General features: G+C 40.3%; 16 protein-coding genes. 10 read left to right on the forward strand and 6 right to left on the reverse strand.

Annotated elements, in window-relative coordinates:
* Nucleotides 1–46: 46 nt before the first annotated feature.
* Together L650_RS0106930 and L650_RS0106935 are read left to right on the forward strand one after the other, a co-directional pair.
* Entirely contained in the window at nucleotides 47–733 is a 687-nt protein-coding gene (locus L650_RS0106930; RefSeq protein ID WP_029772648.1) for an rRNA large subunit pseudouridine synthase E, read from the forward strand.
* Nucleotides 726–1,169: an NUDIX domain-containing protein gene (locus tag L650_RS0106935; protein ID WP_004586722.1), complete on the forward strand. Its 444-nt coding sequence runs from the start codon at nucleotides 726–728 to the stop codon at nucleotides 1,167–1,169. The genes L650_RS0106930 and L650_RS0106935 overlap by 8 nt, the downstream gene beginning before the upstream one ends.
* 54 nt (nucleotides 1,170–1,223) lie before the next feature.
* On the opposite strand, the gene L650_RS0106940 is transcribed toward L650_RS0106935, so the two are convergent.
* Nucleotides 1,224–2,492, reverse strand: a complete 1,269-nt coding sequence (locus L650_RS0106940) for a sensor domain-containing diguanylate cyclase (RefSeq protein ID WP_029772649.1) — start codon at nucleotides 2,490–2,492, stop codon at nucleotides 1,224–1,226.
* Between the two features lie 339 nt (nucleotides 2,493–2,831).
* Here L650_RS0106940 and mnmA point away from each other — a divergent pair, with 339 nt between their 5' ends.
* From mnmA to L650_RS0106965, 5 genes are all read left to right on the forward strand, one after another.
* The gene (gene mnmA, locus L650_RS0106945; RefSeq protein ID WP_004586724.1) at nucleotides 2,832–3,932 is read left to right on the forward strand and encodes a tRNA 2-thiouridine(34) synthase MnmA; all 1,101 of its coding nucleotides are present in this window, start codon (nucleotides 2,832–2,834) and stop codon (nucleotides 3,930–3,932) included.
* A complete protein-coding gene (gene hflD / locus L650_RS0106950) occupies nucleotides 3,932–4,534 on the forward strand; it encodes a high frequency lysogenization protein HflD (protein WP_029772650.1) in 603 nt (200 codons plus the stop codon). Before mnmA ends, hflD begins: the two co-directional genes overlap by 1 nt.
* 32 nt (nucleotides 4,535–4,566) lie before the next feature.
* A complete protein-coding gene (purB, locus tag L650_RS0106955; RefSeq protein ID WP_024033516.1) occupies nucleotides 4,567–5,937 on the forward strand; it encodes an adenylosuccinate lyase in 1,371 nt (456 codons plus the stop codon).
* Between the two features lie 77 nt (nucleotides 5,938–6,014).
* Entirely contained in the window at nucleotides 6,015–7,160 is a 1,146-nt protein-coding gene (locus L650_RS0106960) for a cupin domain-containing protein (protein ID WP_029772651.1), read from the forward strand.
* 9 nt (nucleotides 7,161–7,169) lie between these two features.
* On the forward strand, nucleotides 7,170–7,628 hold the full coding sequence (locus tag L650_RS0106965) for a GNAT family N-acetyltransferase (protein ID WP_029772652.1): 459 nt from the start codon (nucleotides 7,170–7,172) through the stop codon (nucleotides 7,626–7,628).
* Nucleotides 7,629–7,674: 46 nt separating this feature from the next.
* On the opposite strand, the gene L650_RS0106970 is transcribed toward L650_RS0106965, so the two are convergent.
* The gene (locus L650_RS0106970; protein ID WP_029772653.1) at nucleotides 7,675–8,121 is read right to left on the reverse strand and encodes a DUF4826 family protein; all 447 of its coding nucleotides are present in this window, start codon (nucleotides 8,119–8,121) and stop codon (nucleotides 7,675–7,677) included.
* Nucleotides 8,122–8,263: 142 nt separating this feature from the next.
* Nucleotides 8,264–9,667 (reverse strand): M28 family peptidase, encoded by a 1,404-nt coding sequence (locus L650_RS0106975; RefSeq protein WP_029772654.1) that lies wholly within the window; start codon nucleotides 9,665–9,667, stop codon nucleotides 8,264–8,266.
* 228 nt (nucleotides 9,668–9,895) lie between these two features.
* On the opposite strand from L650_RS0106975, the gene L650_RS0106980 reads away from it, so the two are divergent.
* On the forward strand, nucleotides 9,896–10,693 hold the full coding sequence (locus L650_RS0106980) for a spermidine synthase (protein WP_029772655.1): 798 nt from the start codon (nucleotides 9,896–9,898) through the stop codon (nucleotides 10,691–10,693).
* A gap of 1 nt (nucleotide 10,694) precedes the next feature.
* Here the strand turns inward: L650_RS0106980 and L650_RS0106985 are convergent, their stop codons facing one another.
* Complete coding sequence (locus L650_RS0106985) at nucleotides 10,695–11,099, reverse strand: GFA family protein (RefSeq protein WP_029772656.1); 405 nt, start codon at nucleotides 11,097–11,099, stop codon at nucleotides 10,695–10,697.
* A gap of 204 nt (nucleotides 11,100–11,303) precedes the next feature.
* Here L650_RS0106985 and L650_RS0106990 point away from each other — a divergent pair, with 204 nt between their 5' ends.
* Together L650_RS0106990 and L650_RS0106995 are read left to right on the forward strand one after the other, a co-directional pair.
* Nucleotides 11,304–12,143: a hypothetical protein gene (locus L650_RS0106990; RefSeq protein ID WP_029772658.1), complete on the forward strand. Its 840-nt coding sequence runs from the start codon at nucleotides 11,304–11,306 to the stop codon at nucleotides 12,141–12,143.
* Nucleotides 12,144–12,234: 91 nt separating this feature from the next.
* Complete coding sequence (locus L650_RS0106995) at nucleotides 12,235–14,082, forward strand: ABC transporter ATP-binding protein (protein WP_029772659.1); 1,848 nt, start codon at nucleotides 12,235–12,237, stop codon at nucleotides 14,080–14,082.
* Between the two features lie 80 nt (nucleotides 14,083–14,162).
* Here the strand turns inward: L650_RS0106995 and L650_RS0107000 are convergent, their stop codons facing one another.
* Both L650_RS0107000 and L650_RS0107005 read right to left on the reverse strand, forming a co-directional pair.
* Complete coding sequence (locus tag L650_RS0107000) at nucleotides 14,163–14,582, reverse strand: MAPEG family protein (protein ID WP_029772660.1); 420 nt, start codon at nucleotides 14,580–14,582, stop codon at nucleotides 14,163–14,165.
* A 144-nt stretch (nucleotides 14,583–14,726) separates the two neighbouring features.
* On the reverse strand, nucleotides 14,727–15,248 hold a 522-nt coding region (locus L650_RS0107005; protein WP_029772661.1), incomplete at its 5' end, for an endonuclease/exonuclease/phosphatase family protein.

A 15,248-nucleotide genomic window follows, 5' to 3' on the forward strand; every position in this document is an offset into this window, starting at 1 on the left:
AAGCCACAAAAATTGCCGGCTTACCCAAGCCCGCTAGGTGTATTTAATGGCGAACAAACCAATGCATAATCGCACAAGTAAAAGTACCACTAAACGAACCACGGGTAGAACTTACTCACGCAGTGCGCTCACTAAAAAAAGTACAACTTCGCGTGAAATTAAACCCGCTATAGCGCCTAAAGATAGAAAAATTGTTTTATTTAACAAGCCTTACGATGTGCTTTGCCAATTTACAGACGATGCCAATAGAAAAACCTTGGCTGAATTTATTCCCATTAAAGATGTATACGCTGCAGGCAGACTCGACCGAGACAGTGAAGGCTTGTTACTTTTAACAAACTGCGGAAAGCTTCAAAATACCCTTACCGCACCGAATAAAAAAACCAATAAAACCTATTGGGTGCAAGTTGAAGGCGAGCCTAGTGAAGACGCCATTAATGCCCTGTGTAAAGGTGTTGAACTAAAAGATGGGATGACCTTACCTGCAAACGTAAAAATTATTGACGAGCCAAAGCTTTGGCCTCGCGTGCCGCCGGTAAGAGAGCGAAAGTCGATTCCTACAACTTGGTTAAGTATTACAATTAATGAAGGACGTAATAGGCAAGTTCGCCGTATGACCGCCCATGTTGGGCACCCTACATTAAGGCTTATTCGCTACAGTATTGGCAATTACACGCTAGATGGCATAAGCAGCGCACAGTACAGTGTTATAAAAGGTGAGGTAAATGCATAAACCCCATGTAACGGTTGCTGCTGTAGTAAAAAAAGGAGAGCATTTTTTACTGGTAAAAGAGCGAGATAAATTTACTTCTAATATTTGTTATAACCAACCTGCCGGCCATTTAGAACTAAACGAAACACTGGCTCAAGCAGCCAGCAGAGAGCTTTTTGAAGAAACAGGTTTGTCCCTAACGCCCACGGGTTTAATCGGTATTTATAACTTACATGCGGCTAATGGGGTGCATTACTTACGCTTTTGTTTTATGTTTGATGGCACTCAAATCACCAGCGAGCCCTGCCCAAAAGATGCAGATATAATTAGTGCCAACTGGCACAGTTTAGAAGACATAAAAGCACTGCCTCTAAGAAGCCATTTAGTTTTAAAGTGTATTGAAGACAGCCTAAACCGCCCTATTCAAGACGTAGACTTTATTTACGACGATAATTAAACATCTGCGCTTTGTATAATTCTCAAAGCTATATAAATAGTCCAAGGCTATAAATTAACTTAATGCTAAACAATTTCGTCCTTGCCTTTTTGAATAATAAAGTGCGCTGTCGGCGGCCTTAATAAACTCTTTTTGATCGCAACTATCCTCTTTATTAATTGCGTGAATACCCATGCTCAGGGTTAAGTAGCCGGTAAAGCTGTCTTCATGAGGGATGTGCAGCTCTTCAATTGCCTTTTGAATATGCTCAGCAATAAATAAGGCCCCTTGTTTATCGGTTTGAGGCAGCAATACAACAAATTCTTCTCCGCCATAACGCGCCACAAAGTCCTCGGTGCGGCTTACCGTACACGCTATTGCTTGCGCCACGTTATACAAACTTAAATCACCTTCAACATGCCCGTAGCGGTCGTTAAAGAGTTTAAAGTGATCAATATCGATTAAAATAATTGCCAAATCGTCACCACACTCAACGGCTTTTTCGAACTCTTTACTTAGCTTTTCATCAAAACGACGTCTATTTGCTATTTGTGTTAGCGAATCTAAAAAAGCCATGTCGCGTAAAATATTTTGATCTTCTAAACGCTTGGTCGCATCATTAAATAAAGCAATATATTCATCGCCCAAATTGATTCCAGATACTTCCATGGTAATTGTATTACCGTTTTTACAAGTAACATGGTAATCATGCGCGGGGATGTCTTGCCCTGTTCCATTGCCAATTTCTAAAGTCGATTGCCAGGTTTTTTTCACGGCCTCTCGATAATGAGGGTCTGGGTATGCATTAACCCACCACTGCTCTAAGTTAGGTAAGTCATCAATGGTATAACCAAATACATCTATAAAGCGCTGATTAATCCTAATAATATCACCGGTTTTGGCACACACATTAGAGATAGGCATAGGCAAAATAGTAAATAAATGGGCGTAGTGGCTCATCTCGTGGCGCTTCATAGGATGATGCATTTTTTTAGAAAGGAAACTGTATGGCGCATCTTCTTTTTCATTAGAAAGCGAATTATCCATACTTAATGCAAAATACCATTCATCCCACCAGCGTTTCATAGTCTCAAACAAGGCAGTTTCTGTCTCGTCAACTAATTCAAAAGAACTTGAGACAGCATTGAAAATCTCATCAATAGGACTGTTTTGCTTGGCATCTGAGGGTAAAGTGTGCTCAAAAACTTCATGAAAAAGCGTATACGTATCACGTTTTAAGTCGCTTGTAGGCATTATGAGCAACTCATTTAGTTCATCGCGTGAGTTTGCAGCATAATATTGTATTAACGTTGAAAGCTTTTTTACCTGGAAGGCGTAATTCATATATTCATTCCGTTGAAAATATTTTTATAATAAAAAGTGAGTCTAATAAGCTAAATCTTACTGGCAGCTGAATTTACAAGCAAGAACAAGGTAATAAAAGCATTATTATCATTTAATAGAGTAAGAATGGCACCGAAATATCTTTTTACAATGACTTATTTAAATTTTTCATCATTTTTTATGTTAAATGCGATTCAGTCTTATTTGCTATTTATTATATGAATAAAATAACTACAAAATCGTGTGTTTGCGCCACTCCTCCCTTTAAGCAAAAACAAAATGCGTGCTATAATCGCGGCCTTTCCAAGTTAACAGCAATCTGTATAAGCGAAATTATTCATGAGCGAAAATAGTCACATTAAAGTCATCGTTGGTATGTCCGGCGGTGTTGATTCTTCTGTATCTGCATATTTATTACAACAACAGGGCTATCAAGTAGAAGGCCTGTTTATGAAGAACTGGGAAGAAGACGACAATGACGAATACTGTGCAGCCGCTGAAGATTTAAAAGATGCACAAGCAGTGTGTGACAAATTAGGCATCGAGCTTCATACCGTTAACTTTGCAGCCGAATACTGGGATAACGTTTTTGAGTACTTTTTAGAAGAGTACAAAGCGGGCCGTACGCCAAACCCAGATATTATGTGTAACAAAGAAATTAAATTTAAAGCATTTTTAGAATTTGCAGCACAAGCACTTGGCGCCGATTATATTGCAACAGGCCATTATGTTCGTCGTGAACTACGAGACGACAAATACGTTATGTGCCGAGGCTTAGACGATAACAAAGATCAAAGCTATTTCTTATATACCTTAAGCCATGAACACATAGGCCAAACGCTTTTCCCAGTAGGCGATATAGCTAAACCAGACGTACGCCGTATTGCAGAAGAGCAAGACTTAATCACCCACGATAAAAAAGACAGCACCGGTATTTGTTTTATTGGGGAGCGTAAATTTAAAGACTTTTTACAAAAGTTTTTACCTGCTCAACCTGGTGTGATTGAAGATACTGACGGCAACAACGTAGGTGAGCACGAAGGGCTTATGTATCATACACTTGGCCAGCGTAAAGGCTTGTTAATTGGTGGCATGAAAGAAGGCTCTGGCGAGCCATGGTACGTTGTAGATAAAGACGTTGAGCGCAATGTGCTCGTTGTCGGACAAGGTAAAGACCACCCTCGCCTGTACAGTAATGGCCTAAACGCCAATCAATTACATTGGGTAGACCGTGTTGGTCCTCAAGGTACAACGCGCTGCACCGTTAAAACCCGTTACCGCCAAGAAGATATTAATTGTACTCTTCTCGTTGGGGAAGATGGTATGGCACGCGTATTGTTTGATGAACCACAAAAAGCCGTTACACCAGGTCAATCAGCTGTTTTTTATGCCGATGATGTGTGTTTAGGTGGCGGTATTATAGATTCGGTGATTAAGTAATGAATCAACACCAAGTCATGGCGCTTGCCGCCATGTGCCAAGTGGCTAAACAAGTACAAAAAATTGCGCAATACGGCAGCGCAAACGATTCAGACTTAGACGTGCTATTTACAAGTATTGTACAAACATCACCCGCATCGCCGGTTGATGTTTATCAAGATACGCATAACTTGCGCGACGGCTATAAAACATTAATGGCGCAGCTTACTGCTGGCGCTCAAAAAGATGTTGAAATAGTTAAGTACGTAGGTGGTTTAATGCAGCTTGAACGTATTTTAAATAACGAGCCAAAAAGCTTAGCTGAACTTGGCCGTCGTATCGACGACATTCATCGTCGCTTAGATCACTTTGCCATAACCGATGACACCGTAGTTGCCGGTTTAGCAGATATATACTCGTCGGTGCTGAGCCCCCTTGGGCACCGAATTCAGGTTTATGGTAAACCCGAGTTATTAAAACAGCAGCAAACGCAAAATAAAATTCGTGCCCTTTTATTAGCAGGAATTCGCAGTGCTGTATTATGGCGACAAATGGGCGGTAAACGCCGTCACTTTTTCTTTGCAAAAAGAAAAATTCTCGCTATTGCAAAAACAAACATTTAATTATCGTTCAAAACTAAAATTTAGGAGTTATTATGGAGCTTTCAGCGTTAACCGCTATCTCTCCAGTGGATGGTCGCTACGGCAGCAAAACCACTGAACTACGCAGTATTTTCAGCGAATTTGGCTTAATCAAATACCGCGTAACCGTTGAAGTGCGTTGGTTGCAAGCCTTAGCTGCAGCAAGCGATATTAAAGAAGTACCTGCATTTAGCGAACAAGCCAATGCACTTTTAAATGCCATTGTTGATAACTTCAGCGAAGCAGACGCACAGCGTGTTAAAGACATTGAACGCACCACAAACCACGATGTTAAAGCGGTAGAATATTTACTAAAAGAAAAAGTAGCCGATAACAGCGAAATTAACGCTATTAACGAGTTCATCCATTTTGCCTGTACATCAGAAGATATTAATAACCTATCTCATGGGTTAATGCTAAGCGAAGCTCGTGATAATGTGCTCCTTCCATACTGCGACCAACTACTTAACGCTATAAAAGAAAAAGCTATTGAGTACAAAGCAGTACCTATGATGACACGTACCCACGGCCAACCAGCTACGCCTTCAACAATGGGTAAAGAGTTTGCTAACGTATACATGCGTTTAAAACGCCAGCGCGACCAAATCGCACAGGTAGAAATGCTAGGTAAAATTAACGGTGCTGTAGGTAACTACAATGCTCACCTGAGTGCTTACCCAGATTACGATTGGCATACCCACGCAAGCAACTTTGTAACTAGCCTTGGTTTAACCTTTAACCCGTTCACTACACAAATAGAGCCGCATGACTACATTGCCGAGCTATTTGATGCTATTGCTCGCTTTAACACTATTTTACTTGATTTTGATCGTGACGTTTGGGGTTACATTGCCCTTAACCACTTTAAGCAAAAAACCATTGCTGGCGAAATCGGCTCTTCAACAATGCCGCATAAAGTAAACCCTATCGACTTTGAAAACTCAGAAGGTAACCTAGGCTTAGCAAATGCTATATTTGCTCACCTTGCACAAAAACTGCCTGTTTCTCGTTGGCAGCGTGACCTTACCGACTCAACCGTTTTACGTAACTTAGGTGTGGGTATGGGCTACACGCTTATTGCGTATCAATCTACACTTAAAGGCGTAAGCAAGCTTGAAGTAAATGAGCAACGTTTACTTGATGAGCTTGATCAAAACTGGGAATTACTTGCTGAGCCAATTCAAACGGTTATGCGTAAATACGGTATTGAAAAACCATACGAAAAACTTAAAGATTTAACGCGTGGTAAACGTGTAAATCAAGAGATTATGGCCGACTTTATCGATGGTTTAGACCTGCCAGAGCACGCTAAAGTAGAAATGAAAAAACTAACACCTGCCAACTACATTGGCCGCGCTGTTGAGTTTATTGACGATTTAGTTTAAATACTAAATTGCGCATATAAAAAGCGAAAGGATAATCCCTTTCGCTTTTTTTGTACTAAAAATTATAGGCCAACTCTATGTACCAATTAAAAATAAACAACCTCTGTGAGCAAGAATTTTTAAACCAATACTGGCAAAAAAAACCGCTATTAATTAAACAAGGCTTTACAGACTTTCAAGACCCAATAGAGGCAGAAGAGCTTGCCGGTCTTGCTATGGAAGAAAGTATAGAGTCGCGAATTGTTACAAACCACAATAACGATTGGCAAGCATACCAAGGCCCATTTGAAGACTTTGAAAAATTAACTGAGCAACACGCTACTTTATTGGTACAAGCGGTTGATCATTGGCATAGCGATGCAGCACAACTGCTTCAGCCATTTCGGTTTATACCTAACTGGCGAATAGATGATTTAATGATCAGCTACTCAACCCCTAAAGGTGGCGTTGGTCCACACCTAGATCAGTACGATGTATTTATTATTCAAGGCGAGGGTAAGCGTCATTGGCGTGTTGGCCTGCCTGATCCAACACTTAAACAATTTGCGCAAAATAAAAAACTACTGCAAGTTGAGCAATTTGAAGCCGTTATAGATTGTATTTTAGAGCCCGGCGATATTTTATATATACCACCTGGGTGCCCTCACGAAGGCTATGCAATAGAAAACGCCCTTAACTACTCGGTTGGATTTAGAGCGCCTAATCAACAAGACTTATTTTCTAGTTTTGCCGATCATGTTATTGATACCGACAGCGGCCAAAAACGCTATACCGATCATACTTTAGCCCTTAGGGACTCTAAAGGTGAGCTTTTACAGAGCGAAACCGATAAAGTTAAAACCCTTATGCAAGCGCTACTTAATAACGATGAGCTATTTAAGCATTGGCTTGGTAATACCTTAAGCCAAGCCAAGCACGAAATGGACTTAGCACCGCTTGAAGAGCCTATAACCTGCGAGCAAATGAATGAGTTAATAGCAAACAATGCAGAAGAATTTGAGCGTTTAGGCGGCGTACGTGCTATCTATCAGCAGCTAGAAGACACCCTATTATTAAGTATTAATGGCGAAAACTACCCGTTACCACTTTGCGACTTAAATGCCGTTAAACTATTAACAGATCATGATTATGTTAATACCGACGATTTAAACGCAGCGCAGCCCAGCCTAGTTTTTATTCAAACCTTTACTACACTAGTTAATGAGGGGTTGTGGTTTAATTAGAGGTGCGCTATGGGCTATCAAATTAATAAGGTCGAGTGGGATAGGCAAAAAGACCAGCTACAACAAATACGTGAAAAAGTATTTGTGTATGAGTTACACATACCCAAACGAATAGAATTTGATAGCCAAGACAAACTAGCACACCATGTGCTAGTTACTCACAACAGTAACGCCCCCGTAGCCACAGGTAGGCTGTGTACAGATGGCTTAATAGGCCGAATAGCCGTTTTACCCGCACATCGTAATCGCCATGTTTATACTTCATTACTTACTTTTATTGTTAATCTTGCCGCTAACGATGGGCACCAAGTTATTAGTATTAATTGTATTTTAAACGAAGTTGAACGCTTTAAACGGAACGGCTTTATACAACAAGGCGGTGTTTTTATGGAAGCAGGTATACCTAGGCAGCGAATGCAATGCCAAGTGTCTGAGTTTGTCACTAAACCATTTACATTAGTACATTAAAAAAGGGCCGTTAATAGCCCTTTTTTACGTTTATACAAGCGATACCTTATTTTGGTTCATTAGCCCAAAGTTGCTCGTTTTCATGCATTTCGTATAAGCCGTGAGCACGGTTTATAAGTAAGTTAGCAAAGTCGACTTGGGTTTTATCGCGTGCGCCAACACTCATTATTTGATCTGCTTTTAACTGCCATTGTAATGAAAAATAACGCATAGCATCGCGCGCATCTTTTGCTGCACTTACTTCTGCATGATCAGTAGGTAAGCGCCCTGTTATTACCCAGTAGCTCTTGCCGTTTTGCGCTTTAAATTTCCACATAGCACATAATGGCGCTAAAAAGCGGCTGTCTTTGTCTATTACTGATTTAGGCATAATGCCTTTTTCTGCTAAGTATTTTTGGGCGTTTTGAAAACACTCGCGTTGCCAAGCAACCCGTTGTTGCTCTATTTGTGCTTGCTCTTGCGCTGTTAATGGTTTTTTTTCTTCTTGCTGCATTTTATTAACCTTTACTGCTTTTTTTCTACACTCTAAGTGCATAACAAATAAGGTGCAAGCATAAAACACCTGCTTTGCACCTTAAATACACCATTTGATTTGTTTTTAATCACAATTGCGCTTAAGCAATAATAAATCGCTGTTATTTTATATTGTGATCAAACGAGCCTACATCACCTGGGAACACCACTGGCGATTCAATCCCGTCTTTGCTTATCGCTGCAACACCGAAATAGTAATTATCTATAACAACGTTTTTAAGTGTAGCTTTACTTACATTGCCCACATCTTGGCTAAATTGCCATTGCGGCTCACTGGTATAGCGCCAATAAATACGATAACCGGCAATATTATCATCATCTGAACTTTGCCACGAAAGCGTAGTGTCGGCCTTAACCGCGCCTTCAATTTTTACCTGCTTAGGGGGAGCTGGCGCCCAAGCCATTGAAGCCATTGTTACTGCGTTCAATGATGTAAGCTTTGCTGTGTAGTCAAAATCAACGCCATCTATGGTATCGCCATAGACCACACCATTTTCTGTACGTAAATCTTGATGTTGTCGGTCGTAATGCTCATTAGTTTCCATAATTCTGACTGCTGCAAAACCTGCATCGTTAAACGGTCTATGGTGCCCGCCCCGGCCAAATCTATCTAACCTGTAAACTAACATTGTATCTAAATTTGGAATGTACCTATCGGCAATTGTATCTATATAGCGCGCTAAATTACGACTCGCCGAATCGACTTCACCACCTGTAAAACGGCGCGTTCTTGCTTGTTGTTTCGTTTCTACTACACGCGTGCCTTCTGAGAAAATACGCGCCGTTGTATTGTCGGTAACGCCATTAATACCGGTAATGTTGCCAATCATGTCGTTATTTAAAACGCCATGTACTTGCCAATTGTGCTCTTGCGCATACGCTGTGAGTATTTTACCGCCAAATAAACCCTGCTCTTCGCCCGACAACGCTGCATACACAACTGAGCCATTAAATTTATGCTTGCTTAGTACACGTGCAGCTTCAATAACCCCTGCCACACCTGAAGCGTTATCATTAGCACCCGGTGAATCACTGGTAAAGTCCATTACATCGCTCACGCGCGAATCAATATCGCCCGACATAATAACCATTCGGTTTGGCTCAGTACTACCACGCTGAATGGCCACAATATTTACCACTTCAACAGGATTAGGAATTCGTTTTTCACCTGATATAGTGTCTTTAACTTCAATAACTTCTAGGCAACCACCACATTGCGCTGATATTTTTTCAAACTCTTTTTTAATCCAACGCCGTGCAGCACCTATGCCCCGTGTATCTGACTTAGTTTCAGAAAGCGTATGGCGGGTACCAAAATCCACCAGCGTTTGTATGTCGCTCTCAATACGTTTAGCTGATACCTGCGCTGCAATATCATGTAGCTTTTGTTGTTCTTCATATTTTATGCTGGCATGTGCCTGTGCTGATAATCCTGCCGTACAAGCAAAGGCTAACGTACTCAATTTAATAAGTTTAGTTGTAATAGAAAAAGGGGTTTTGCGCATTATAAGCTCCTTATTTTTTACCTTACCATTACTCAACAACCTATTTAGTGCAACTATTTTGAGTTAAAGCTTTATACAAGTAAGCTCAACTGTAAAAATTAACCACACATAAGTACTCTCCTCTTTTAAGTAACCAAGCGTATTACAAACCTTGTTACATAAATACGCTATATACATAGCGTGTTTTCGTGGCAAACTAATGGGGTGTTTTATTTGTATTTGTAACCTATGCGCCAGCTTAAAGCCGACACTGTCTCTGCTAATTTAATTGCCACTAGTAACAACCAATATGGGCCTATTTGTGTTTATCAAAATACGGCCTATCGCTGGTTAACACTTGCCCAAAATGCGCAAAGCGATATCACTATTCAAGGGGTGATGAGCCTTAATGAGAATGAACAATTACTGATTGCGGTTAATCAATGCATGCTGTTATTTTTACTTAAAGCAGCTGAGCCACTACGGGTGTTAAATTTAGGTTTAGGCACTGCGGGTATTGAGCGAGCCATTCATTATTTACATAACAAAACGGCTTATATAAATAACTTAGCTGTGTTTGACAGTGTAGAAATAAACCCCGCGATGATAAGCGTTGCTAAGCACCATTTTAACTTGCCCGCTAATCATACGGTGCACTTACAAAATGCAGAGCAGTTTGTTGCAACGTGCACGCGCACATACAATGTCGTTACAATTGATATTTTTAGTGGCGATGTACATCAAGACTTTTTATCTAGCAGCGTATTTTGGCAAAACATACGTCGCTGCAGCGGGCTAAATGCGCAAATTATTATAAATTTAAACCCTAAAACAGGAAAAGAGCTCCAAGCTTTACTCGTCCTGTTTAGGCAACACTTTAGCTGTATTGCCCTTATAGAGTTTAACGAATACAAAAATATTGTCGTGATACTTTCTCAGCAAAGCTTAGTGCACATTAATAAAGAAGAAATAGCCCATTCGCCATTATTTAAAACGTGGGCGCCCACCCTTCACAACGACATAAACAGCATTTATCACATAGAGTAATTTAGCGCCCTGGTTCGTGTTTTTCATAGCACGGCAAATGGGTTTCTAATTGCTCGCAATTGGCTTTAGAGGTAACAAAATTATGCGATATTACCTGTTCAGTAATATCGTTATCTAGCAACCCTAGGCGTATTCGCAAGCGAGATTTATCCTCTGCATTAGCACTGTAAATAGGTGAGCCACATGTTTTACAAAAAAAGCGCGCACGCCCAGGTTTGAAATTAAATTCAGTTAAATTATCTTCTCCTTTGGTAAGTGTAAATTCGTGAGTGTTTACAAAACCATTAGTGGCAAAAGCAGTCCCGCTGTTTTTTCTGCATAGTGAGCAGTGACAATGAATAATTTGAGAAATAGCCCCTTTAATTTCAATGCTTACCGCTTTACATAGGCACGTTCCAGTATACATATAATCCCTTTTATTATTTTTAATTGCGTGTAGTTAGGTATTTTACGCGTTTAAAATAAAAACGTCAGTAGAATAGATAAAACACAATATTGGTTGACTAATTTACACCAAATTGGTTATATAAATTTTAAGTTTGAAAAATTAAAAGTCACATATTGGTTTACCAATTTATATGCTTATACTTACATTAGTAAAAGAGGGATTATGCGCGTTAAATACAGCTTACTGTTAGTGGCCTGCTCAGGATTATTAGCCTGTAGCCAAAACAATCAAAATGCCCCCTCTGCAAAATGGCTATTAGTAGATAACTTTGAACAGCCGCTAAAAGGCTGGACAAAGGCCGACACAGACAATCAAACTCAACCTTATGTCGCTAACCCACAAGTAACTAAAATAGAAGTTGAGGACACAGCCAAAGGGATTAACCACTTTTTAATTAAAAAGCCTGCCGAAAATGGTATTGTCGGCAACCGCAAAGCCCTCAGCTATAAAAAGCTTCCAAAAACAGTGCCCGTTGGCGAAACCTACACTTTTTTTACCCGTATTAACGTCGCCTCTTTTCCAAATAACCATGCTTTTGGATTAAGTAACTTAGAGCCAGAGCAAATAAACGTTCATGGCTACGACGCCTTTGAAGCCACTCTACGAGTTACCGATAAAACCGAATCAAATGGGTTAGTCAATACCGGGGCCCTAATGGTCAAAACTGATAAGGGCTATAGTAATATCCAAAACTATGCACAAGCGCAATCGGCTAAACCACTTGATACAAACAGTTGGTACAACATTTGGTACGTTGTTAATAATGCATCGGTAAAAATGCAAGGCCAGCAATACAATGTATATGTACAAGGCGGCGAATTTAAAAACCAAACCTTAGTGTATAAAAATGCCACCTTTAGAATGAAACGCGAACGCCCACTTAGCTATTTTTTAGCTAACTGTAATACGGGCCCACATAAAAAGCCCTACGGAAATGGCGGTTTACGCTATGACGACATTTATATGATTAAAGGCGTAAACCTCACAAACCCTATTCGATAAAAGTAGCAGTGTAAATTAGTCGCTAAAGATCTACAGCGCGCCACTTAAATGGTATGATCCTTTTCTATTATTTGTCATTTAAGTTTATAAAATGTATCGATTATTCGAAAAAATGACCAACGCATTTCCTGAGCAAAAGCCAACGCAGCCGCCCTCTACCTTATTTGCGTTTTGTCGTCATTACACTAAAGGTATGGAGCTGTCGTTAGTTTTAATGTCTGTTAGTGCTGCCCTGCTTGCCATTTTAGAAGTATCGTTATTTAGCTATATGGGCCAATTGGTTGATTGGTTGGGCACCTACACACCGCAAACCCTATTTGAAGAGCAAAAAGCCGAACTTATAAAAATGGCGGTAGTGCTTTTAGTGATATTGCCTATAGTGGTGTTTTTTCACTCGGCTATTTTGCACCAAGCATTACTGGGTAATTACCCTATGTCGATTCGTTGGTCGGCGCATAGATACTTATTACGCCAAAGTGTTAGCTTTTATCAAAACGAGTTTGCAGGGCGTATTGCCACAAAAGTAATGCAAACATCACTGGCCGTACGAGAAGCCGTAATGAAACTGCTCGATGTACTAATGTATATTGTGGTTTATTTTGGCGCTATGGTGTTTTTAGTTGCAGAAGCTGACTGGCGTTTAATGCTACCGCTTTTAGTGTGGGTAATTATTTATGCCGCTATTCAAATGTACTTTGTGCCAAAACTTAAAAAAATTGCCAGCTCACAGGCCGATGCGCGCTCTGAAATGACCGGCCGTATAGTCGATAGCTATACAAATATATCAACCATTAAGCTTTTTTCTTACACACAACGTGAAGAGCAATACGCTAAACAAAGTATGGATGTATTTTTACAGCCTGTTTATAAGCAAATGCGTTTAGTAACCAGCCTTAACTTTGCCATTAATAGCCTAAATTACTTATTAGTATTTAGTGTGGCCGCACTATCCCTTTATTTATGGTCGCTAAGTGCAATTAGCGCAGGCGCCATTGCTGTTGCGGTTAGTTTATCGCTTAGATTAAATGGCATGGCGCAGTGGATCATGTGGGAAATAAGCAGCTTGTTTGAAAACATTGGTACCGCAACCGATGGCATGAAAACCTTATCTACGCCCATTAAAGTAGATGACAAACCCGATGCAAAAACGCTTGCCGTTTCTAAGGGCGATATCGCGTTTTCAAATGTTCACTTTAACTACGGCAAAGCGGCTAACGAAACTAATCGCGGCCCGGTAATGAACGGCCTAAACCTACATATCAAACCCGGTGAAAAAATTGGCTTAGTGGGTCGCTCTGGCGCTGGTAAATCAACATTAGTTAATTTACTGCTGCGCTTTTACGATACCGATTCGGGGACGATTAAAATTGATGGCCAAAACATTACCGATGTAAGCCAAGAAAGCCTTCGCCGCTATATAGCCATGGTTACGCAAGACACTTCCCTGCTTCACCGCTCTGTAAAAGACAATATTTTATACGGCCGACCCGATGCCTCAGAAGCCGAAATGCTCAGCGCTGCCAAGCAAGCTAAAGCCCTCGAGTTTATAAGCGATTTAGAAGATAGCAAAGGCAATAAAGGGTTTGATGCTCAAGTAGGCGAGCGCGGTGTAACCCTCTCCGGTGGGCAACGCCAGCGTATCGCTATAGCGCGGGTATTACTGAAAAATGCACCTATTTTAATACTCGATGAAGCCACCAGCGCGCTCGACTCAGAAGTAGAAGCCGCAATACAAGCAAGCCTAGATGATTTAATGACAAGTAAAACTGTGATTGCAATTGCTCACAGGCTATCGACCATTGCGCAAATGGACAGACTTATTGTACTTGATGAAGGACGCGTTGTAGAGCAAGGCAGCCATGAAGCGCTCATTGCACAAAATGGTATTTATGCTGGCCTTTGGGCGCATCAAACCGGTGGGTTTATTGGTGTAGATTAATCTCATCTAAAAAGTAAAAGGGCTAATTACAGCCCTTTCGCTTTTATACTAACGGTTTAATAGCCTTTAACCGCATGATATTAAGCCATTAATCTTAAACCAATTAAAATTAGCATGACAATATTTGCTATAAAACTGATTAAAAAGAAGTACGTCCGTGGACTTGGGTTTTTCTCTGTGGCTATAACGTAATACAGCGCCATATGAATTAATCGCGCTATTACATACACCCAAACACACATGGCAAATATAGGGCTTTGGTAATTTATAACAAATGCAAACAACACAGTACCAATAAACAGCGCGCTGTTTTCTAGTGTGTTATGAAAAGTACGATGGGCTCTAAATATAAAACTGTCGTGCGATAAATCATCGCTAATTTTACCCGGTACAGCATTAGGCTGTTTAGCTTTGCTAAAGGTAGCTACCGACCACTGTACCACTAACATTATTAAGTAAACGTAAAACGCCATATAGGCAGAAAGCGCAACTTCAGTCATTTTTATGTCCTTAAAATTGTTTTAACTCAGAAGTTACAGCAAGTTTTAAGCCTAAAATAAGTTCATTATAATTAATAACTTATAATTTATAGGTTCAATAATAATGTAAAAGCTGCAAACCTATTTATAAATGTTACCCACGTATTAACTCCTTAACGTTAGCGTAATTGATACCACCGCGTGATCGGTTGTTAAATCGTCTCGTTCGTATTCTGGGTTTATTAAATGCCTGTCGTATGTATGATAATCACTCACTTCATAAAAGCTATCATCGTAACTTGGGTCAAATTCACACGAGAGTAAAATATAATCAAGTACCGTACTACTCGTTCCATAGTAATGGGTAGGGCTGCGATTTAATAACGGCGCAGCGGGGGCGTTACTTTGTTGAACATCTGGATGGCTGCCAGCATTTTGCTGGGTGTTGTGCGCCGTAAATTGGCTCATTTTTAGTGTTTTAAATAACTGCCACGCGTCATTTAAACAATATTTAGCAAGGTATGTTTTAACATCAAACGCTGGGGCAAATCGCAATGTATTCGTTAATAAATGGCTCAACACGCCATCGGCTAGGTCGTTATTAAAATCGCCCATTAACACCATAGGCTGTTGTGTAGCTTCGCGTCGGGCAATCATTTCTATCATTAGTAAAGTGGCTTCACTGCC

Source organism: Pseudoalteromonas sp. TB51, assembly GCF_000498055.1.
Classification (GTDB): domain Bacteria; phylum Pseudomonadota; class Gammaproteobacteria; order Enterobacterales; family Alteromonadaceae; genus Pseudoalteromonas; species Pseudoalteromonas atlantica.

What these genes read in the sequence shown, in the direction of transcription:
- L650_RS0106930 (WP_029772648.1), top strand. Translation starts at nt 47, where the DNA reads ATGGCGAACAAACCAATGCATAATCGCACAAGTAAAAGTACCACTAAA.
- L650_RS0106935 (WP_004586722.1), top strand. Translation starts at nt 726, where the DNA reads ATGCATAAACCCCATGTAACGGTTGCTGCTGTAGTAAAAAAAGGAGAG.
- L650_RS0106940 (WP_029772649.1), bottom strand. Translation starts at nt 2,492, where the DNA reads ATGAATTACGCCTTCCAGGTAAAAAAGCTTTCAACGTTAATACAATAT.
- mnmA (WP_004586724.1), top strand. Translation starts at nt 2,832, where the DNA reads ATGAGCGAAAATAGTCACATTAAAGTCATCGTTGGTATGTCCGGCGGT.
- hflD (WP_029772650.1), top strand. Translation starts at nt 3,932, where the DNA reads ATGAATCAACACCAAGTCATGGCGCTTGCCGCCATGTGCCAAGTGGCT.
- purB (WP_024033516.1), top strand. Translation starts at nt 4,567, where the DNA reads ATGGAGCTTTCAGCGTTAACCGCTATCTCTCCAGTGGATGGTCGCTAC.
- L650_RS0106960 (WP_029772651.1), top strand. Translation starts at nt 6,015, where the DNA reads ATGTACCAATTAAAAATAAACAACCTCTGTGAGCAAGAATTTTTAAAC.
- L650_RS0106965 (WP_029772652.1), top strand. Translation starts at nt 7,170, where the DNA reads ATGGGCTATCAAATTAATAAGGTCGAGTGGGATAGGCAAAAAGACCAG.
- L650_RS0106970 (WP_029772653.1), bottom strand. Translation starts at nt 8,121, where the DNA reads ATGCAGCAAGAAGAAAAAAAACCATTAACAGCGCAAGAGCAAGCACAA.
- L650_RS0106975 (WP_029772654.1), bottom strand. Translation starts at nt 9,667, where the DNA reads ATGCGCAAAACCCCTTTTTCTATTACAACTAAACTTATTAAATTGAGT.
- L650_RS0106980 (WP_029772655.1), top strand. Translation starts at nt 9,896, where the DNA reads ATGCGCCAGCTTAAAGCCGACACTGTCTCTGCTAATTTAATTGCCACT.
- L650_RS0106985 (WP_029772656.1), bottom strand. Translation starts at nt 11,099, where the DNA reads ATGTATACTGGAACGTGCCTATGTAAAGCGGTAAGCATTGAAATTAAA.
- L650_RS0106990 (WP_029772658.1), top strand. Translation starts at nt 11,304, where the DNA reads ATGCGCGTTAAATACAGCTTACTGTTAGTGGCCTGCTCAGGATTATTA.
- L650_RS0106995 (WP_029772659.1), top strand. Translation starts at nt 12,235, where the DNA reads ATGTATCGATTATTCGAAAAAATGACCAACGCATTTCCTGAGCAAAAG.
- L650_RS0107000 (WP_029772660.1), bottom strand. Translation starts at nt 14,582, where the DNA reads ATGACTGAAGTTGCGCTTTCTGCCTATATGGCGTTTTACGTTTACTTA.